Raw genomic sequence first — 20701 nt, 5'->3', positions numbered from 1 at the left:
AAGAGGGAGGGTAACCGACCAGATAAACACGAAAGTAGGAGTCAAAATGCTAGGGGAGTGTTAAGCGGTGCTTTAAGTTGCATTAAATTGTGATGCATATTCCACATAGGCAACTTTTTGCATTTTGTAATAAATATAAACGAATAAATGCGTATTATAAAACGCGCTTTAGGTAGGTAGAATTTACGATTTTCTGGTTAAACTGACACCTTATATCTTGGTTAGTTGTCATAAAAAAGCCATTTTTTTGTCAGTCTTGTGCTTTTCGTTGCAACCTGTTTGCTATACAATCCTTTGCCTTGAGCACAAATGATAAAAAACCAAATGCACTGCCTTTAGGAGCCAGACCTAAGGGCGGTAGCGTGCCAAAAAGCAAAACAAAGCTCTCTAAGTGACATAAAAATGTCACCAGATAAATATAAATACAATTAAGCACATAGTTGCATTTCTGGCAAGGTCGGCTTTTATAAAAAGTGCGCCTAAACAAATAATTAACTAAATGTCCCATTACGTCAGAGGGGCAATTCAAAGCTGCGATGACAGTTTTTGAGTGATAATTGGCTAGGCATAAGGTTCCTCCCTTCTATTTACCGTCCACGTATCTAGTTCCGTAGAGTGTTCTCGTTGCACATATACTCTTGTGCTCTATCAACGTGTCTACGGCATGCCTAAAACATCCATATTCGCTATTCGAATACAAATCACTCTTACAAGTATTAAGAACTTCTCAAGGGATGCCCTGTGCGTCCTTCGTCTATCTACGCCTTTGGTTACCCTAACCAGACCTAAAGGCGTTCTAAAAATCTAAACTTGCTAGGAACTAAAAATGAACTTTTCATTAGAAAACGCCAGAGTTGGCATCATTGGCTTAGGTTACGTTGGTTTACCACTTGCAGTGGAATTTGGCAAAAAATCACCAACGATTGGCTTCGATATCAACCAAGACCGTATCGATGAACTCTCTGCCGGACGCGATAGCACACTAGAATGCAGCGATAATGAATTAGCAGAAGCAAAATACCTTTCTTATACTTCCTCTCTTCAAGAACTCAAAGAGTGCAATGTTTACATTGTTACCGTTCCTACTCCAATTGACGAACACAAACAACCGGATTTAACGCCTCTTATTAAAGCTTCAGAAGCGTTGGGTACAGTAGTAAATCAGGGCGATATCATCGTTTATGAATCAACCGTATACCCAGGTGCAACAGAAGAAGATTGTATTCCCGTTGTTGAGCGTGTTTCTGGCCTTAAGTTTAACCAAGACTTTTTCGCAGGCTACTCTCCAGAACGAATCAACCCGGGTGATAAAGAACACCGAGTCACGAACATTCTTAAAGTAACAAGTGGCTCAACGCCAGAAGTCGCAGAGTTTGTCGACCAGCTATACAAAACCATCATCACTGCGGGTACACACAAAGCGTCATCTATAAAAGTGGCCGAAGCTGCCAAAGTAATTGAAAACACACAGCGTGATGTAAACATTGCATTAATCAACGAGCTATCAATCATCTTCAACAAGCTTGGTATCGATACGCTAGAAGTGTTAGAAGCGGCAGGCACTAAATGGAACTTCTTACCATTCCGTCCAGGTTTGGTAGGCGGTCACTGTATTGGTGTTGATCCGTACTACCTAACGCATAAAGCGCAAGCAGTAGGCTACCATCCTGAAATGATTTTGGCTGGCCGACGCCTAAACGATGGTATGGGGCAATACGTTGTTTCTCAGCTGGTGAAAAAAATGCTGAAAAAACGTATTCACGTAGAAGGCGCAAACGTACTTGTTATGGGCCTAACATTTAAAGAAAACTGCCCAGACCTACGCAATACCAAAGTGGTGGATATTATCTCTGAGCTAAAAGAGTACAACATCAACGTCGATGTTATGGACCCTTGGTGTTCAAATGATGAAGCGCAGCATGAATATGGCTTAACGCTTTGCGAAAAAGAAAAGCAAGGCCATTACGACGCGATCATCATGGCGGTATCTCATAACGAATTTAAAGAAATGGGTGTTGAGAAAATTCGTACTTTGGGTAAACCAGAACACGTATTGTACGACCTGAAATACGTTCTAGATAAAGAAAGCGTAGATATGCGTCTATAAGGACCTAGAACCTAGGGCTTCAGAGCCGAACCATGAAATTCGAACAGTTAGAAGTTTGGAAGTGGCCATCACGCTTGGCGAACCTCGTTTATACATTCATGTGAGATTGCCAAGATTATGGGTTTAAAGACTAAATAACACACTCGGCTCTGTCTGTTCCTTCAAATATCGCTGAAGGCTTTCAAAGAGAAACCGCGAAAGAAGAAGCGCGGTTTCTTTATTACGCTAAAAGCGTTTTAGGGGTACACCTTACACAGACTTATATCGCTATAGATGTAGGTACATAGATCTTAGACCTTCCCCACACGGAAAACACAATGACCAAATACGAACAAATCCAACAAGAACTAGTTGAATCACCAAAGACGTGGTTAGTAACGGGTGTTGCGGGCTTTATTGGCTCAAACCTACTGGAAAAATTACTCAAGCTTGATCAAACCGTAGTGGGTTTAGATAACTTCGCGACAGGCCATCAACACAACTTAGATGAAGTAAAAAGCCTAGTAAGTGAAGCAAAGTGGGATCGTTTTACCTTTATTGAAGGAGACATCCGAGAGCCGAAAACATGCCAACAAGCCGTAAAAGGTGTTGATTACGTACTACACCAAGCAGCACTTGGTTCTGTACCACGCTCTATCGCTGATCCACTAACCACAAACGCAGCGAACATCACCGGCTTTTTAAATATGCTGGACGCGGCAAAAGAAGAAGGGGTAAGCAGCTTTACTTATGCTGCAAGCAGCTCGACATACGGTGACCATCCAGCACTGCCGAAAGTGGAAGAAAACATCGGTAACCCACTTTCTCCTTATGCGGTAACTAAATACGTAAACGAGCTTTATGCCGGTGTATACGCCCGCACTTACGGTTTTAAAACGATAGGGCTTCGTTATTTCAATGTATTTGGTCGCCGACAAGATCCAAACGGCGCTTACGCTGCAGTAATTCCGAAATGGACAGCGGCAATGATCAATGGTGAAGATGTCTACATTAACGGTGATGGCGAAACAAGCCGAGACTTTTGCTATATCGATAACGTAGTACAAATGAACCTGCTAGCAGCAACGGCAAAAGAAGACGCAAAAGACGAAGTCTACAACGTAGCTGTTGGTGATAGAACGACGTTAAAGGATCTTTATTACGCCATTAAGAAAGCGCTAAACGGAAATGGTGTGCAAGTTAAAGGTGAACCAATTTATCGTGATTTTCGTGCTGGTGATGTTAGACACTCTCAAGCTGAGGTAACTAAAGCTAAAGATATATTGGGCTACTCAAATACGATCTCTATAACTACTGGTTTATCTCGCTGTATGGAGTCATATGTATAACAGTTTTGTGAGAGCTATAAATAAAACTACTGTACCAATATTAGTATGTATAAGTTTGCTGTCAACGACATATATATATATATATTCTATAAATTATGGAGAGGAGTATCTTTGTCTTCTGCCTTTTGTATACGGCCTCTTTTCTATTTCGCTTTATGCTGGGGTCAGTTTTACTAAGAAAAGTATATTTATTCAAGTTTTGACATTGGTTGGATTTTTTAGATATATAGTTCACCCTGTACTTACTGTTTATTTAGGAGGCTATGAAGGGAGATCAAGTCTAGCTCCTGATGAAGGAGATTATATTTCAGCAATATATCTTATGTCTTATGAGTTGATATGTGTTGCTATAATAATAGCAATTTTTGAATATAAAAATAGATATAAGCCATTTCTACTAAGCTCAGATTTTAGAGTAGCGTTTGGTATTAAGGCATCTTCTATTCTTTTGATAACTTCAGTCTTCCTGCTTTTTATTAGTCCAAAATCTATTCTTTTAATTAGCTTCGTTATTCCGAATCCAGTTCAAATGGCTGAAGAAGATGTTTCTTCCATGGTTAGACTTTTTGCATTTATATTTATTATTGCAAAAACGATATTTGTAATAAATGTCATGTATTATGTTAAGTTGAAAGATTCAAAAGTTCAGAGTAAGAAATATCAAGCTGTAGTACTATTATCAATTATAATTGGAATGCTTATATATATGGGGACAAATAGGACTGACATATTGGTAAATGCAGTTATCCTACTTTTGTTTGCATATAAACTATTTGGAAAGCCGATCATTAAAATGGCTGTTTTAGGCGCAGTAATTGTACCAATGATACTGGTGGCTGTAACTAAGCATCGAGAGTATGTGGTCCAAGATGATTCAAAGCTAGCTAATATAAATGACTACACACAAGTATATTTTGGGGGGGTGTATAATGTGGCTGTTGGGTTGGGAATAGAGAAAAACTTCCCTGAAGCCTCATCATTTTCAGTTCTTGCATATGATATATTACGGCCTATGGTCGGAGTTAATATCTTAGTTAAGAGCTGGAACTTAAAATACTCCAATATGTATTATAATGACAGAATATGGCGGCATGTAGATAGACGGTCTCAAATCATTCCAATGATTGCTCAAGGTAATCTTTTCTTTGGAAAGGTTTTATCTCCGATACTTACGATACTATTTGTTATGATTGGATACTATTTTATTGGAATGTCTAACAAAAACATATCACTAGAGTTAAAGTTCATTATTACATTAATTTTAGCAAGGCTGGGATTTGTTTTTGGTCAAAACACAATGAACTTTGTTAATGATATATCAATGAATTTGTTTATCTTTCTTGCCTTATTAAGCTTTATTAAAATACTAAAGACGAAAAAACATGAAAAGAGTGGTTTTTATTCACGACCATAGATTTAAAGAGTTTAATGGTCGCTATTATACACCTTCTAGCTTTGATAGAAAATTTCTTAATTATTACAAAAGCTTTGGTGATGAGATTTATGTTATTGCACGTGAAGATCGACTTGAAAGCTATCAAGAGAATTTAGCAGAGTCTAGTGGGAAGGGTATTTTTTTTAAAACAATCGATAATTTAAGAAGTTTTAGTGGGTTGTTAAGTATAAATAAATCGATAAAGAATATAAGAAGTGTTGCTCGGAAAGATGATTTGGTCATAATCAGACTACCAAGTACTACAGGGCTAGTAGCATTCTTTTCTCTACATAAACTAAACAAGAATATAATTGTTGAAGTCGTTGGTAATGTTAAGGAGTCTAATTTTCTTCACGGTAGTTTGGTGGGTAAGTATTTGGGTTTTATTGAACACTACTTAACTAAAAAAGCGATAGAAAAATCGAAAAACACAATATACATAACAAAGAATTATCTTCAGAAAATATATCCGAGTAAAGGCAAAACAGAAGTTTGTCCTAATACTTATTTAGAAAGTACTAGTTATGATAGAGATAAGCATGTTTTCACAGAAAATAAAATTGGACTAATTGGTTCATTAGATGTTGATTATAAAGGGCATGAGGTTGCTCTCAATGTTCTAAAGTATCTAAATCGTAATGGAAATAAATGGTCTTTGTACTTTGTAGGTGGCGGAGATAGTCGTAGATGGCAGAATTATGCCAAGGCTCTTGGTGTTCTTGATTCTGTCCATTTTGTCGGTGTGTTAAAACCAGGAAAGGAAGTATTTAATTTTATAGACGAGATGAGCATTATGCTTCAACCGAGTAAAGTGGAAGCTCAAGGGCGAGCAATAGTTGAGTCAATGAGTCGAGGTAAGCCCGTAATCTCAACAAATGTAGGCGGTATCCCTGAGTTGCTTCCTAAATCACAGTTATTTGATACAGACGATTATCCCAATATGGCCAAGAAAATTTTAGAGCTAGCTAGTTCTAAACGTTTATATAGAAGTATATTGATTGATCAATTTTCAGTATTAGATGAATTCGATGAAGGTTTGATTAAAAACAAAAGGCTTAATTTTATAAATTTGGTGGTTAAAAGTGATTAATAAGATTTTTAATTTTTTATATTATACTATTATATATCATTTTTTTTGGCTGTTGTGTGAAATAACCCTTCCAAATTTACATGCGTGTAATTTAATCAGGGGCAAAGTTTTAGGGATTTTTTTTAAAAAGGTTGGGAGTAACTTTGCTATTGCCAGAAGTTGTACATTAATAATGACTAGAAATATAGAGGTTGGGGATGATGTCTACTTGGCTCACGGCGTTTGGATTAATGGTGTTGGCGGTTTAAAGTTTTCAAATGGAGTGATTGTTTCACCAAAGGTGATAATTGCTTCTGCAAAGCATGTGTATCGAGATGGTTCAGTTAGGCTAAAGGAGTCTGTTAACAAAAAAATAACAATTGGTTCTGGAGTTTGGGTTTGTAGCAATTCTACAGTTACAATGGGTGTAAGCATTGGAGATGGAAGTGTAATTGCTGCTAATAGTAGTGTTATTTCAGATGTAGAACCATATTGTTTATATGCCGGTGTTCCAGCAAAAAAAATAAAGAGTATAAAATGAGAAACTCAATATTGTATATGCTGGGGACAATTTGCTATGCCATTCTTCAATGGATTATATTAGTTTATATCTCCAACATATATGGTGCATCATATGCTGGACACTATACTCTTTATCTTAGCTTTTTAACTCCTGTTGTAATACTGCTCAACGGTGGCTTGAGAGTTTATTTGTCATCTGATGTTTTGAAAGAAAATTCAGATGAGTCTTATTTGATTCTTAGATACTGTTTTCTTGTACTTTACTTTGTACTGCTTTTACCATTCTTATATTTTTCTGAAAATCCAAGTGCTTTTGCTTTTTGTTATTTCCTTAAAGGATTTGACTCCCTCTCTGATCTTGAATATGGCGCATGGAATAGAAGTAAGTTGATAAAAAATTATTTTTCATCTCAGCTTTTAAGAATGGTTTCTTTCGTATCTTTTCTTTATTTTTTGATTTATTTCGATTTAAATGATTTTTACTATTTCTCACCACTTTCGTTGTTAGCCGTATACTTTTTTTATGATAGAAGAAACTCGTCTCTAACGTTCTTGAGCCGTAACGTAGATATTATAAAAATTAGGCTACTTCTAAGTAAATCATACAAGATTGGAGTGAGTGCCCTTTTAGCTGCATTATCCGTTACTGTGACACGAACTTTAATAAATTATTATATTGGTGCTGAAGGTGTTGCTGAATTTGTATACATAACATATTTCTATAATGTTGCTAGTATCGCTGTTCTTGCCATCAGTCAAATATCAATTCCTATTTTTTCAGAGTCTATAAATATATTTAAGACCAAGCACTTTAAAGGTGGTTTGTTTTTTATTTCAGTGTTTTCTATTTTTTACTTACTCTTTGTTTTAATCATGTCAAATATTTTTATATCTACATTTTATGATGTGAGTTTTTATTATGAACTAAATGTTAGATGTTATGTTGGCTTCTCTGGTATGTTTTTGTTTCTTGGTGTTTTTATCAATGTTATATTGATAGCAAGAAAGAAAGTTAAGGAACTTTTTAGGATAAATTTAATTCTTTTTGTTTTTAATCTTTTCGCCTCATGGACCCTAATTTCAATAAATGGGATTTTAGGAGCTTATGAAAGTTTCCTGATCAATGCATTTACATTGCTAATGTTGAATGCTTTTTTTGTTATAAAATCAGAACGTCAACACATTTTTTCTTAATCAAGGTCTTTTAATGAAAATTTTTATTATTGGAGCATACCCTTCTTCATTGGTGAACTTTAGAGGAGAGATGATAAAAAGTATCAGTAAGATTTGTGAAAGTACTTTTGCTTTATCTAGTTTGGCTACTGAAGATGAAATTAATTCTATAAGGGCATTGGGTTGTTCATATTTAAAATATTATGTAAATAGAAACGGTATTAATCCTGTTAGCGATCTTTTTACTTTTTTTTCACTGGTTGTTAAGTTTATTAATAATAAGCCAGACCTGATTTTCTCTTATACTATAAAACCCATTATTTGGGGTGGGTTTGCCGCTAGATTTGCAAATGTCCCTTCCTTTTATGCAATGATCACGGGGCTTGGCTATGCCTTTCAAAAAGGTGGGGTGGCAAAGAACTTACTTAATGTTCTTGTTAAGTTCTTATATCGTTCCGCTTTAAAGAAATCGAAAGGCGTTATTTTTCAGAACAGAGACAACATGCAAGTCTTTATTGATGAAGGTATTGTCCCAAAAGAAAAATGTTTTCTCGTAAATGGTTCGGGGGTCGATCTCAGCCATTACAATTTATCTCCTTTACCTTCTACTCCACACTTTTTGTTAATTGCCCGGTTACTAGGCGATAAAGGGATAAGAGAATACGCTCAAGCTGCTCAGTTAGTTAAGCAGAAGTATCCTGAAGCTGTATTTGAGTTAGTTGGCCCTGAAGACCCATCTCCTGATGGTATCAAGCTTGATGAGGTTCACCAATGGACTGAGTCGGGAGCAATTAAATACAGCGGCGCGACCACAGATGTGCGTCCATTTATTGAAAACTGCGCGATTTATGTACTGCCCTCTTATCATGAAGGAATGCCTCGTACAGTGTTAGAGGCGATGGCGATGGGTAGACCAATCTTAACCACTGATGTGCCAGGTTGTAGAGAAACGGTAATTGATGGCGAAAACGGTTGGTTAGTTGAAAAAGCCAATGCAGAACAGCTTGCAGAAAAAATGATCTGGTTTATCGAGAACCAAGACAAGTGGCAGGGAATGGGCAAAAGCAGTCACGATATGGCATATGAAAAATTTGATGTCCATAAAGTTAATGCGGAAATTTTAAAAATCATGGGATTATCTAATGAAAAGGATATTTGATTTCACGGCTTCTTTATTTGCCCTTATTTTACTTTCACCAATTATCGCGCTCGTGGCTTGGAAAATACGCAAGAACTTAGGCTCGCCAGTGTTGTTTCGTCAAACACGTCCTGGTTTGAATGGCAAACCATTTGAAATGGTTAAGTTCCGTACCATGAAAGACGCGGTCGATGCACAAGGAAATCCACTTCCTGATTCCGAGCGAATGACTCCGTTCGGAGACAAATTGAGAAACTCGAGCCTCGATGAGCTTCCGGAGTTGTGGAACGTATTGAAAGGTGAGATGAGTTTAGTGGGGCCACGTCCTTTATTAATGCAGTACTTACCGCTTTATAGTAAAGAGCAAGCGAGACGTCACGAAGTCAGGCCTGGCGTAACGGGCTGGGCTCAAATTAATGGGCGTAATGCAATCAGCTGGGAAGATAAGTTTAAGCTGGATGTGTGGTATGTCGATAATCGTAACCTGTGGCTAGATATCAAAATTCTGTTCCTAACCGTTAAAAAAGTGTTTGTGAAGGAAGGAATATCGGCAGATGGCCATGTCACGATAGAACCTTTTACTGGTCAATCAAAGCAGAGCGAAATCCATGAATAGAACTTGCGCAATTTTAGGCGCTAGTGGTCACGGTAAAGTCGTTGCTGAAATTGCGGAGCTAAATGGTTATACAAACATTGAGTTTTTTGATGACCGCTGGCCAGAGTTGCAAAATGTTGAGCATTGGCCAGTCAAAGGGAATTCCGAAGCCTTGTTAAAGATAGCGGCACAGTTTGATCTAACGGTGATAGCCATCGGCAATAATAAAGTCAGGTTAGAAAAGCAGAAGCAACTGAGTATAGCTGGCGCTAAATTCTCTGTACTAGAGCACCCTAGGGCCACAATTAGTCGGCATAGTCAGCTTGATAAAGGTACGGTGGTCATGGCTGGTGCTGTCATCAATCCTTTTGTCAAAGTTGGTAAAGCATGCATTATTAACACTGCCTCAACGATAGATCATGACTGCCATTTAGCGGATGGCGTACATGTTAGCCCTGGTTGTAATCTTGCGGGCGGGGTAACTGTCGGGGAAGGTTCTTGGCTCGGTATCGGAAGCCAAGTTAAACAACTTATTTCCATTGGTACGGGCGTAATGGTAGGAGCCGGCGCGACTGTCCTGAACCATGTACCAGATTTGCAAACTGTTGTGGGTACTCCTGCACAGCTCGTAAACAAGTCAAAATAACATTCTCATAATAATTTTTATTTAGGTGACATCGTGCTTAATACTCCATTTTCTCCATGGCCTTCTTTTACTCAAGAAGAAGCCGACGCAGTTAGTCGTGTACTACTGTCAAACAAAGTAAACTACTGGACGGGTAGTGAGTGCCGTGAGTTCGAAAAAGAATTCGCAGCTTGGGTTGGATGTGATCATGCTGTTGCACTAAGCAACGGTACCCTTGCACTCGATGTCGCGCTTAAAGCGTTAGCGATTGGTGAAGGGGACGAGGTTATTACGACGCCTAGAACGTTTCTTGCTTCTGCGTCTTCTATTGTTACGGCTGGCGCCAACCCTGTGTTCGCGGATGTGGATCTCAACAGCCAAGCCATCACGGCAGAGTCAATTGAAGCGGTGCTAACCCCTAAGACGAAAGCAGTCATCGTTGTTCATTTAGCTGGCATGCCTGCAGAAATGGATGCCATTATGGCACTTTCAGAAAAACATGGTTTTTTTGTTATTGAAGATTGTGCCCAAGCACATGGCGCAAAATACAAAGATCGTAGTGTTGGCACAATTGGTCACATTGGTGCTTGGTCATTCTGTCAAGATAAGATCATGACTACAGGCGGTGAAGGTGGCATGGTGACCACGAATGATAAAGATTTGTGGTCAAAAATGTGGTCTTACAAAGATCATGGTAAAAACTATGACGCGATTTATAACCGTCAACATCCACCGGGCTTTCGCTGGTTGCACGACAGCTTTGGAACCAATTGGCGTATGACTGAGCTACAAGCCGTGGTTGGTCGTATTCAATTGACTCGCATGTCAGAATGGACGGCAAAACGTCAAGCCAATGCGGCACAAATCGATGAGGCGGTTGCAGATCTCAATATCGTTCGCCGTGTTCACGTGCCTGAGCATTCGCAGCACGCAGAATACAAACACTACCTATTTGTTGAGCCTGAACATTTGGCAGAGGGCTGGACGAGAGATCGCATTGTGGAAACCATTGTAGAACGTGGCGTTCCGGCTTATCAGGGGAGCTGTTCTGAGGTGTATTTAGAAAAAGCATTTGATAATACGCCATGGCGACCAGAAAAACGCCTACCAAATGCGGTGCAGTTAGGTGAGACCAGTTTGATGTTTTTGGTCCATCCGACCTTAACACCTGAAGAAGTGGCTAAAACCAGCTGCGTGATCCGTGAAGTGTTGTTAGAGGCGCAGAAGTAAACCTGTTCAGTCTGAGTGGGACGCATAAATAACAATGCCTTAACGCGTCGTTATCTATAATTTTTTCCTACCAATGCGTCCCACCACTTGATGAAAAATGTAAAACGTCTGTTACGCATATTGCTTAAAAGATGCGATGCAGCGAGATAATATGCAAATAATGGTTCTATACATAATCATCAGGTTGTATAATCTTTGCTCAGGCTATCTCATAACATTAACTAGCATTACCACCAAACTCTTAAAAAATAAACTTGGGGTAATGAGGCTTACATACTGTCATGATTGAAAATAATTCCAAACTTAACGTCATTTGGTCTTTACCGAGATATCAAAAGCGCCTTATTAGTATCGGAGTGGATTTCTTTATTATCTCTGCTGCTTTTATGTTTGCTTATTGGTCTCGCATCGGTGAGTTCCGTTCACTTCCAGATACAAGCAGTCACTACGTATTGCTTGCCACCGTTGTTTGTACCCTTGCTGTCTTTGTCGCGTTTGGCCTCTACCGAGCGGTATTACGCTATTTAGGCTTTCATGTGCTGGCAGTCGTCGGGTTAGGTACTATTCTATCTGCGCTTTGTGTGGCCAGTTTTGCTTTCGCATTCGATGCCCAATTACCACGCTCGATTCCTTTTATTTATGCCGCTTTTCTAGCAATAGGGGTAGGGACTAGCCGTCTGTTAGTAAGAAGTTTGGTTGCTCAATCGGTACATAAGGCCGGAGATCCAGTCCTCATTTATGGTGCAGGTAGTGCTGGTCGTGAGCTTGCGTTTGCGCTGCGACAATCAGAAACCTACCGAGTTATCGGCTTTGTGGATGAAGATAAAACCCTGCAAAACACAATGTTAATGGGTTATCGAGTCTATACCGCAGATAATGCGATAAAGGCGATCAGAAAGCATGAAGTGAAAAAAATCTTACTTGCCATTCCTAGCGCTTCGAATAAACGCCGTAAGGAGGTTTTGGATCGAATCTCTAAACTTCCGGTTGAAATCCAAACCGTTCCTGATATGAAAGATATCCTTACGGGTAAGGCGAAAATTGATGAACTGAAAGAGGTTCCGATTGGTGATTTGTTAGGTCGTGATCCTGTTCAGCCGCAACAAGTTTTGATGGAAGCAAACATCAAGAACCAAGTGGTCATGGTGACGGGAGCTGGTGGCTCAATTGGTTCTGAGTTATGTCGTCAGATTTTGAACTACTCACCAAAATCATTGATCTTATTTGAGCTGTCTGAGTTTGCCTTGTATCAGGTTCACAGTGAGCTAAGCCAAATCATCAAGGCTAAGAAGCTAAACATTGTAGTCGTGCCTCTAGTTGGCTCTGTACAGCGACAAAATCGTTTAGAAACCACCATGAAGGCGTTTGACGTGGACACGGTTTACCATGCCGCAGCGTATAAACATGTTCCGCTGGTGGAGTATAACGTTGTTGAGGGTGTGCGAAACAACGTATTTGGCACTTACTACACCGCACAAGCAGCGATTGATGCTGGTGTGAAGAATTTCGTTCTCATTTCTACTGATAAAGCCGTTAGACCAACGAACGTCATGGGTGCGACTAAACGCATGGCTGAGTTGGGGTTACAAGCGTTGGCGGAGCAACAAAATCGAATTCGTGAGAGCAACCCAAACCTTGGCACGCGCTTTTGTATGGTGCGCTTTGGTAATGTACTGGGTTCGTCAGGCTCGGTAATTCCTGTATTCAAAAGACAAATTGAAAAGCGAGAGCCTATTACGGTCACTCATAAAGACATTACTCGATACTTTATGACGATCCCGGAAGCTGCTCAGTTGGTCATTCAAGCTGGGGCAATGGGTAAAGGTGGCGATGTATTTGTTCTCGATATGGGGGAGCCAGTTAAGATTGTCGATCTAGCGAAGAATTTGGTTTACCTGTCAGGCCTTGAAGTTAAAGATGAAAACAATCCTCATGGCGATATAGAAATTCTCTTCACTGGTTTGAGGCCTGGAGAGAAGTTATATGAAGAGCTGTTGATTGGGGATGATAATGTTTCCGAAACGGCACATGCTCGCATTATGACAGCCCAAGAAAGTTACTTGCCATTGAAAGAGTATGAGACCTTGATCGACAAGCTCGATGTTGCTTGCCACAACTTCCAACACGAAGTGATTCGTCGTTTACTGCTCGAGGCCCCTACAGGTTTTAACCCAGTAGATGGCATTGAAGATCTTGTATGGAAGCAAAATACTCGCACTGCGGAGTTATATACTTTTGAACCAAAGCAAAGTAATGCAAGTGAAACTTGATGCTTTTGTTTGATTGGTAAATAATAGAAAAATTAATAAGATATGCTTTCGTGATGCTCGCTGTGGAGATTTACCTATGACGAGCCCAGTATCGGCATATTGCAATCTCAAAAAGGCACTTCTGAGTGCCTTTTTCTGTATTCAATACATTAACAGTGGCTAAAACTGATGGCACAGAAAACGATTAAAATAGGGATAGCAGCATTATCGCTGCCGCTACTGGTAAGTACCTCTCTTACCGCTCAGGAGTTGGTGACGCTACCTTCGAATCAAAGCTTTACAGGTTTAACCTTTACGCCTAATGCGCAGTCGTTAAACTATGGTGACTTTTCATTTACGTATGCGCAAGGCTTGCCATTTCGAACAGCAGTTCAAGATTTGGATTCTCTTAAGTTTTCGTTTGGCATGTTTGAGGGGTTAGAGGCCCACGGAAGAATTGTCACTGATGATTACACCTCAAACTGTTTTTACGATTGTGGAGACATTCGTGATTTATCGATGTCTTTCAAATATCAGGTTCCTAACTTTTGGGGGGCGGAGAATCTAGACTTTGCTTTGGGTATTCAGGACTTGGGAGGGGCTGGTAACCAGTTCAGTACTAAATATGCGGTCGCGGACTACTCTTTCGACTTTGCTCCAGTTCGAGTGTCGGCAGGCTACGGGCTTTCTGATATCGAGTTGGGTGTAATGGATGGCCCATTCGGTGGTATTGAGTATCAACCATTGAGCTTTTTACAGGTCAGTGGGGAATACGATGCTGTGGAGTTCAACTCATCGGTGAAACTTTTTACCCCACAAGGCACACTGCCTTATGATGTGACAGCTTCGCTCAGTTATCAGCTATATTCAGGCCACAATACAGATGAGCAAAATATCTGGAACGCAGCACTTTCAGTACCGTTAGTCACCGGGTACACGCGCTCTCGCGATTACTCTCGCAATAATGTCACGTTGATGGAAAGGCTGTCTTTGGAGCAGAAGAAAGCCAAAGAGGCTTCTATCTCTACTTTGGTGAGCACGCTTCGTAATGAAGGCTTCGTGAATATTCAAATTGGTCTGTTGAACCAAACGACGGTAGTTGCACTAGAGAACCGTCGTTATAACCATAACCAAGTTGACGGTTTAGGTGTTGCTATGGGGATCATTTCTAGTCACCTAGGTCAAAATGCCGTATCAGAAGTGGGCGGTGAGTCGGAGCGCATTGAGCTAATTATGCTCGCAAACCAAAAGCCTGTTGTTAGTGTGCAAGCGAATTCGTCTTGTTATCAAAGTTTTATCAATGGTTCTGCTGCGTGCGAGGATATTAAGTTCACGACACGAAATTTAGCCGAGAAACTTGAGCTGGTTAATTGGAAAACAGAGCGCGTAAATAGCGGTGTACTAGACTCTCAACTTGTTTTTTCACCTATGGTTCGCCATGCCGTTGCGACAGAGTTTGGGGTCTATGACTACTCCTTTGCCATGTCGAGCAACTTATATACGTATCTTTGGCCTGGTGCCGCTGTCGATGTTCGCCATATTCTGCCGTTAGCAGAAAGTGACGATTATGAAAAATGGGGATACTTTGAAGATAGCGCGTACGAGAATGATATCGAGCGTGCAATGTTGCATCAATTCTTCCGTTTGCCTTATGTTGATATCGCGAACCAAGTATCCGTCGGTTTGGCGAAAACAGATTATATTGGCGCGAGAAGTGAATCAACATGGTTTTCTCAGTCCGGTGCGCATGCCTTTAGCTTAGAAATGAGTTATTTCCAGCACGTTGATGAGAAAGATGAAAATGGCTACGAGACTCTCGATCGTCAAACTTCGCTAGCTCGTTATACTTTCTCAATGCCTGAATGGGATTGGCAGTTTAACGCGACAGCGGGTGAGTTTTGGCGAGGTGATGTCGGTGCCAAGCTAACAACCTCTCATTGGTTTGAGGATATTGAGGTTTCCGCTACTTATCAGGTTACTAAGTACAAAGATACTGATGAAGAGCAGTTTGTGGCTGTTTCAGTCAAGCTACCATTAACACCTTGGCGCGATATGTCTCCTGGTTTGTTGCAGGTTCGAGGCAACGAGGCCTATGACTTTAATGTGATGACACGAGTAGGCAATGATGTGAATTACTTAAGTGATGGACAAGGTGATGAGCTTATCATGGACAACAGCATGCTACGTCGTTACTTCAACCGTGGCCGCTATGGTAGTGATTACTTTGAAGAGAATAAGATTCGCTTACGTAATGCCTACCTGCGTTACCTATCAACTCAGTTAGACTAAACCCATAGAGTAATACTATTTGCAAAAAGCGGCCAATGAGCCGCTTTTATTTTATCTAAGTATCGAATGTGGAACACATCAAAAATGCAAATTTGTTTCGCGTCTTTATCGCTCTACCCTGTAGTTTGATGTTTTGTTATCCTACGAACAGTTTTACACTTTTAGGAATAATAAAAATGAAAGTTGCAGTTGCAGGTACCGGCTATGTAGGTCTGTCCAATGCTATGCTTTTAGCTCAAAATCATCAGGTGGTAGCAGTTGACATTATCCAAGAAAAAGTGGATTTGTTGAACAACAAGCAGTCTCCAATTGTGGATGCCGAAATTGAGGATTTTCTAGCAAACAAAGAGCTAAACTTTGTCGCAACGCTAGATAAAGAACTTGCTTACAAAGACGCAGAGTTTGTTGTCATTGCAACGCCAACGGATTATGACCCACAAACCAACTACTTTAATACTGCTTCTGTTGAAGCGGTAATTAAGGACGTGATGACCATTAATCCGAACGCAGTCATGGTGATTAAATCTACGGTACCAGTGGGCTACACTGCACGTATTAAGCAAGAGTTTGGTTGTGAAAACATTATTTTCTCGCCAGAGTTTCTTCGCGAAGGCAAAGCACTTTATGACAACTTGTATCCTTCTCGTATCATTGTTGGTGAGCGCAGTGAGCGTGCTAAAACATTCGCCAATCTTCTGGTTGAAGGGGCGGTAAAAGAAGATATCCCAGTCCTGTTTACTGACTCTACAGAAGCTGAAGCGGTTAAGTTGTTTTCAAATACGTACCTTGCGATGCGCGTAGCTTATTTCAATGAGTTAGATTCGTACGCTGAGGCACATAATCTCGATTCTCGCCAAATTATTGAAGGTGTCGGCTTAGACCCTCGTATTGGCAACCACTACAACAACCCTTCGTTCGGTTACGGTGGCTACTGCTTACCTAAAGATACAAAACAATTGTTAGCAAACTACCAAGAAGTTCCTAATAACATTATTGGCGCTATCGTCGATGCAAACCGTACACGTAAAGACTTTATTGCCGATTCAATTATCAAGCGCCACCCAAAAGTTGTGGGCATTTACCGCTTAATTATGAAAGCTGGTTCTGATAATTTCCGTGCTTCGTCTATTCAAGGCATTATGAAGCGCATTAAGGCAAAAGGGATTGAAGTCGTGGTGTATGAGCCAGTACTTCAGGAAGAGGAATTCTTTAACTCACGTGTAATTAAAGATCTTAATGAGTTTAAACAAAGTGCAGATGTGATTGTCTCTAACCGCATGGTTGAAGAGCTTGCTGATGTGGCTGATAAAGTTTACACACGTGACCTGTTTGGTAGCGACTAATTGAAATAACATTATAGTAAGCCAGTCGTATTGACTGGCTTTTCGGTTTATTAAGGTAATTAATCTGATGAAATACTTAGTGACAGGTGCGGCCGGTTTTATTGGTAGTGCAACAGTAGAGAAGCTAAACGCGGCAGGGAATGAAGTTGTTGGTATCGACAATCTAAATGATTATTACGACGTAAACCTGAAACTTGCTCGACTGGCCCGTATTGAGCACCCTTTGTTCAAGTTTTTGAACGTTGATATTGCTGATCGCTCTGCAATGGAAACACTCTTCTCTACAGAGAAGTTTGATCGTGTTATTCACTTGGCCGCACAAGCTGGCGTACGTTACTCTTTAGAAAATCCCCACGCTTACGCAGATTCTAACCTAGTAGGGCATTTGAATATCCTTGAAGGCTGTCGCCAAAATGGCGTTAAGCACTTAGTATATGCTTCATCTAGTTCTGTATATGGCTTAAATGCCAAAGTTCCATTTGCTACATCTGATAGTGTTGATCACCCGGTATCACTATACGCGGCGACCAAAAAGTCTAATGAGTTAATGGCTCATAGCTATTCTCATCTATATGATATTCCGACCACAGGTCTACGTTTCTTTACCGTTTACGGTTCATGGGGACGTCCCGATATGGCTCCTTTTATTTTCACTAAAAAGATTCTTGATGGTGAAACCATTGATATTAATAACAATGGTGACATGTGGCGCGACTTTACTCATGTGAATGATATTGTCGAAGGTGTGGTTCGTATTTCTGATGTGTTGCCTACACGTAATGATAGCTGGACCGTTGAAGCAGGTACTCCAGCAAGTAGCTCTGCGCCTTACTCTGTTTACAACATAGGTCATGGTTCACCGATTAACCTAATGGATTTTGTTAAAGCGATTGAAGACGAACTGGGTATTGAAGCTAAGAAAAATTTCCGCGATATGCAACCTGGTGATGTTTATCAAACCTATGCGGATACCGAAGACTTATTTGCTGCGACTGGTTACAAGCCAAAAGTAACAGTAAAAGAAGGGGTTGCTGAGTTTGTTTCTTGGTATAAAGAGTTTTACAACAAATAAAACAAGAGTTTGGTGGCCTATATTTCATTGCGTCGGAAAATGAGTAGAAAGGTATGAACTCTAGGTTTTTTGTTTGTAAAATTATTTAAAGCATATTGAAAAGGGCTGACGTTTACGTCAGCCCTTTTGCTATCTGATATTACAACAGAGATTAAGCTTTTGCTTTAGCCGCTGCTTTAGCGATTGCTGCGAAGCTTTTCGCGTCTAGAGAAGCGCCGCCAACTAGAGCACCGTCGATGTCTGGTTGTGAGAAGTAAGCTTCAGCGTTTTCTGGCTTAACAGAACCACCGTATTGGATGATTACTTGTGCTGCAACTGCTTCGTCTTTCGCAGCGATAAGTGCGCGGATAGAAGCGTGGATGCGTTGTGCATCTTCAGCTGTTGCTGCTTTACCAGTACCGATAGCCCAGATTGGTTCGTAAGCGATGATTGCGCCGTTTAGAGCTTCAACACCGTAAGTGTCGATAACTGCGTTGATTTGACGTGCACATACAGCTTCAGTTTCGCCAGCTTCGTTTTGCGCTTCAGATTCACCGATACAGAAAACAGGTGTTAGGCCGTTTTCTTTTAGGAAGTTGAATTTCTTAGCGATAAACTCGTCAGATTCGTTGTGGTATTCACGACGCTCTGAGTGACCGATGATGATGTGAGTAGCACCGAAATCTTTCAGCATTTCTGGAGACATATCGCCAGTGAACGCACCGCTGTTGTTTAGGTCAGTGTTTTGAGCACCTAGGATGATCTTGTTACCGCCTTCAGCGATTACGCGCTCTGCTAGGTCGATGTAAAGTGCTGGTGGAGCGACTGCTACGTCAACACCTTCAACGCCTTCAAGCTCAGCGTTAAGACCAGTTAGCAGCTCAGTTACCATTGCTTTGCTGCCGTTTAGTTTCCAGTTACCCATCACTACAGGACGACGCATAGGAATATCTCCCTTATCTTTAATGTAAATAGTCAATTAATGTAAAAAATCTACGTAGGAATATAACAGAATAATGTGAACAGATCATGATTGGCGTCATGTCTTGTCCGGCTTTCTTTACTGATTCGACCAAGCATCGATCCTGTTATTTTTGTCAAAAGCAATCGATTGGTGATCACGTAGACAGAATGATAGTTCATTCCTCGGAAATTGCTGCTGAGATTGGTATTACTACGCGCTGGAATTAATAGTTGTAGAAAGGAATCAAAATGCCAAATCTCGTTTTAGAGTATTCAAACTCGGTGGAAGAGCGTGTCAATGTTCAGGGGTTGCTGGAGGATTTACATAAAACGGCGTTAGAGAGTGGCCTTTTTGAGCTCGCGTCAGTGAAATCTAGAACGCTCCGGTGCCACAATTGGTTAATTGGGGAAGAGGGTGATAGCCTCGACTTTATCCATATCAACTTTGATTTGCTATCTGGCCGTTCCCAAGAGCAGAAGAGAGAACTGTCACGAGCCTTGATGGCGACTCTTCAAGAGCAAGCCAGTCACGTGCACAGCTTAACGGTCAATATCCGAGACATGGACGTAGACAGTTTCCAAAAGATAGTGAATTAGGTTGAACCGAGTTTCTTGAGAGCAGTGAGCAGGGCTACGCACCGTGAGATGCAAGGGAGCTGAAAGCTAATAGGCCTTATCGAGAGTTTATCGTTGCTTGAGCTTACTCTCGCTCTGCTTGTTATAACGGCGTTGTTGGCGCTTACACTGCAGGTGTACTTTCCAAACCATATCGACTCGGCTAATCTATAACCTTTCTATTTTGGGGTAAAATTTGATGTCGACTAAAGAGTTACTGTTTTCTTTTCAAGGACGTATAAACCGTAAAACCTACTGGATTTGGAACGTCATTTACTATGTCTCTATTCTAGGTTTTGGTGCTGGAATCAGTAAGCTATTTCCTACTTTCTCCTATTTACTTCTCCCTATTTTCTTGGTGATTTTGTTAATCCCTGATTTGGCGATCACCACCAAGCGTTGGCATGACCGCAACAAATCAATCTATTGGCTAGCACTGAATATTCCGCTGATTATCGGACGAATCGCTACGCCAATGACTAGCCCTGTTGCACAAGAGCCGTCGACACCGCAAATGTTCGTTGCTTCCATTTCTCTGATTTGTGGTTTATGGATTCTAATTGAATGTGGCTTATTAAAAGGAACATCAGGACCAAACCAATATGGCCCTGAGCCGGAGTAATCGCTTCAAGTATCGTGCGTGCTGAAAGTAGATTCTTAGTCTCGCTGAGGCTCGCTAGAATGACGAACTCCTTTGATCTAGAGCTTGCTATTGTACCCGTCATTCTGAACAACGAGGTACGAGCGTGATTCAGAATCTATCGTCCGCTTGAGCAGTAGCTAAGGTGAGTGGGAAAGAATAGGAGTTTGCTGTTACTTGATTCTTAGTCTCGCTGGAGCTCGCTAGAATGACTAGCTTTTTTGATCTAGAGCTTGCTATTTTAACCGTCATTCTGAACAGTGAGGGACGAGCATGATTCAGAATCTATCGTCCGCTTGAGCTGTGGCTAAGGTGAGCGGGAGAGAATA

17 protein-coding genes are annotated in these 20701 nt (G+C 40.6%); 16 read left to right on the top strand and 1 reads right to left on the bottom strand.

Annotated elements, in window-relative coordinates; all coding sequences use genetic code 11:
- The first annotated feature begins 826 nt into the window (after positions 1 to 826).
- The 14 genes from tviB to L3V27_RS13980 all read left to right on the top strand — a co-directional run bounded on the left by tviB (position 827) and on the right by L3V27_RS13980 (position 18175).
- Entirely contained in the window at positions 827 to 2107 is a 1281-nt protein-coding gene (gene tviB / locus L3V27_RS14045) for a Vi polysaccharide biosynthesis UDP-N-acetylglucosamine C-6 dehydrogenase TviB (protein ID WP_006742489.1), read from the top strand.
- A gap of 317 nt (positions 2108 to 2424) precedes the next feature.
- Positions 2425 to 3435, top strand: a complete 1011-nt coding sequence (locus tag L3V27_RS14040; RefSeq protein WP_237312091.1) for an NAD-dependent epimerase/dehydratase family protein — start codon at positions 2425 to 2427, stop codon at positions 3433 to 3435.
- Complete coding sequence (locus tag L3V27_RS14035) at positions 3428 to 4849, top strand: hypothetical protein (RefSeq protein WP_237312089.1); 1422 nt, start codon at positions 3428 to 3430, stop codon at positions 4847 to 4849. Before L3V27_RS14040 ends, L3V27_RS14035 begins: the two co-directional genes overlap by 8 nt.
- Complete coding sequence (locus tag L3V27_RS14030; protein ID WP_237312087.1) at positions 4818 to 5960, top strand: glycosyltransferase family 4 protein; 1143 nt, start codon at positions 4818 to 4820, stop codon at positions 5958 to 5960. Before L3V27_RS14035 ends, L3V27_RS14030 begins: the two co-directional genes overlap by 32 nt.
- On the top strand, positions 5953 to 6480 hold the full coding sequence (locus L3V27_RS14025) for an acyltransferase (protein ID WP_237312086.1): 528 nt from the start codon (positions 5953 to 5955) through the stop codon (positions 6478 to 6480). Before L3V27_RS14030 ends, L3V27_RS14025 begins: the two co-directional genes overlap by 8 nt.
- Positions 6477 to 7655 (top strand): hypothetical protein, encoded by a 1179-nt coding sequence (locus tag L3V27_RS14020; protein ID WP_237312085.1) that lies wholly within the window; start codon positions 6477 to 6479, stop codon positions 7653 to 7655. The genes L3V27_RS14025 and L3V27_RS14020 overlap by 4 nt, the downstream gene beginning before the upstream one ends.
- Positions 7656 to 7668: 13 nt before the next feature.
- The gene (locus L3V27_RS14015) at positions 7669 to 8793 is read left to right on the top strand and encodes a glycosyltransferase family 4 protein (protein WP_237312084.1); all 1125 of its coding nucleotides are present in this window, start codon (positions 7669 to 7671) and stop codon (positions 8791 to 8793) included.
- Positions 8777 to 9388: a sugar transferase gene (locus tag L3V27_RS14010; protein WP_237312083.1), complete on the top strand. Its 612-nt coding sequence runs from the start codon at positions 8777 to 8779 to the stop codon at positions 9386 to 9388. Before L3V27_RS14015 ends, L3V27_RS14010 begins: the two co-directional genes overlap by 17 nt.
- On the top strand, positions 9381 to 10013 hold the full coding sequence (locus L3V27_RS14005) for an acetyltransferase (RefSeq protein ID WP_053809489.1): 633 nt from the start codon (positions 9381 to 9383) through the stop codon (positions 10011 to 10013). Before L3V27_RS14010 ends, L3V27_RS14005 begins: the two co-directional genes overlap by 8 nt.
- Positions 10014 to 10046: 33 nt before the next feature.
- A complete protein-coding gene (locus L3V27_RS14000; RefSeq protein ID WP_237312082.1) occupies positions 10047 to 11222 on the top strand; it encodes a DegT/DnrJ/EryC1/StrS aminotransferase family protein in 1176 nt (391 codons plus the stop codon).
- 281 nt (positions 11223 to 11503) lie between these two features.
- Positions 11504 to 13492, top strand: a complete 1989-nt coding sequence (locus L3V27_RS13995; protein WP_237312081.1) for a nucleoside-diphosphate sugar epimerase/dehydratase — start codon at positions 11504 to 11506, stop codon at positions 13490 to 13492.
- A gap of 168 nt (positions 13493 to 13660) precedes the next feature.
- Positions 13661 to 15760, top strand: a complete 2100-nt coding sequence (locus tag L3V27_RS13990) for a YjbH domain-containing protein (RefSeq protein ID WP_237312079.1) — start codon at positions 13661 to 13663, stop codon at positions 15758 to 15760.
- A gap of 176 nt (positions 15761 to 15936) precedes the next feature.
- Positions 15937 to 17103 (top strand): nucleotide sugar dehydrogenase, encoded by a 1167-nt coding sequence (locus L3V27_RS13985; RefSeq protein ID WP_047009010.1) that lies wholly within the window; start codon positions 15937 to 15939, stop codon positions 17101 to 17103.
- A gap of 67 nt (positions 17104 to 17170) precedes the next feature.
- Positions 17171 to 18175, top strand: a complete 1005-nt coding sequence (locus tag L3V27_RS13980; protein ID WP_047009011.1) for an NAD-dependent epimerase — start codon at positions 17171 to 17173, stop codon at positions 18173 to 18175.
- A 151-nt stretch (positions 18176 to 18326) separates the two neighbouring features.
- Here L3V27_RS13980 and tpiA read toward each other — a convergent pair whose 3' ends face one another.
- Positions 18327 to 19097, bottom strand: coding sequence for a triose-phosphate isomerase (tpiA, locus tag L3V27_RS13975; protein ID WP_005384863.1), 771 nt, complete (start codon positions 19095 to 19097; stop codon positions 18327 to 18329).
- 269 nt (positions 19098 to 19366) lie between these two features.
- Here tpiA and L3V27_RS13970 point away from each other — a divergent pair, with 269 nt between their 5' ends.
- A complete protein-coding gene (locus L3V27_RS13970; RefSeq protein ID WP_237312077.1) occupies positions 19367 to 19714 on the top strand; it encodes a 5-carboxymethyl-2-hydroxymuconate Delta-isomerase in 348 nt (115 codons plus the stop codon).
- A gap of 217 nt (positions 19715 to 19931) precedes the next feature.
- Positions 19932 to 20354 carry a DUF805 domain-containing protein gene (locus tag L3V27_RS13965; protein WP_047009013.1) on the top strand — a complete coding sequence of 141 codons (423 nt, stop codon included), beginning with the start codon at positions 19932 to 19934 and terminating at the stop codon, positions 20352 to 20354.
- Positions 20355 to 20701 lie beyond the last annotated feature (347 nt).

The sequence above is a fragment of the Vibrio sp. J2-3(2022) genome (assembly GCF_021725735.1).
Classification (GTDB): Bacteria; Pseudomonadota; Gammaproteobacteria; order Enterobacterales; family Vibrionaceae; genus Vibrio; species Vibrio diabolicus.
This window is presented reverse-complemented; position numbering and strand designations above follow the sequence as displayed.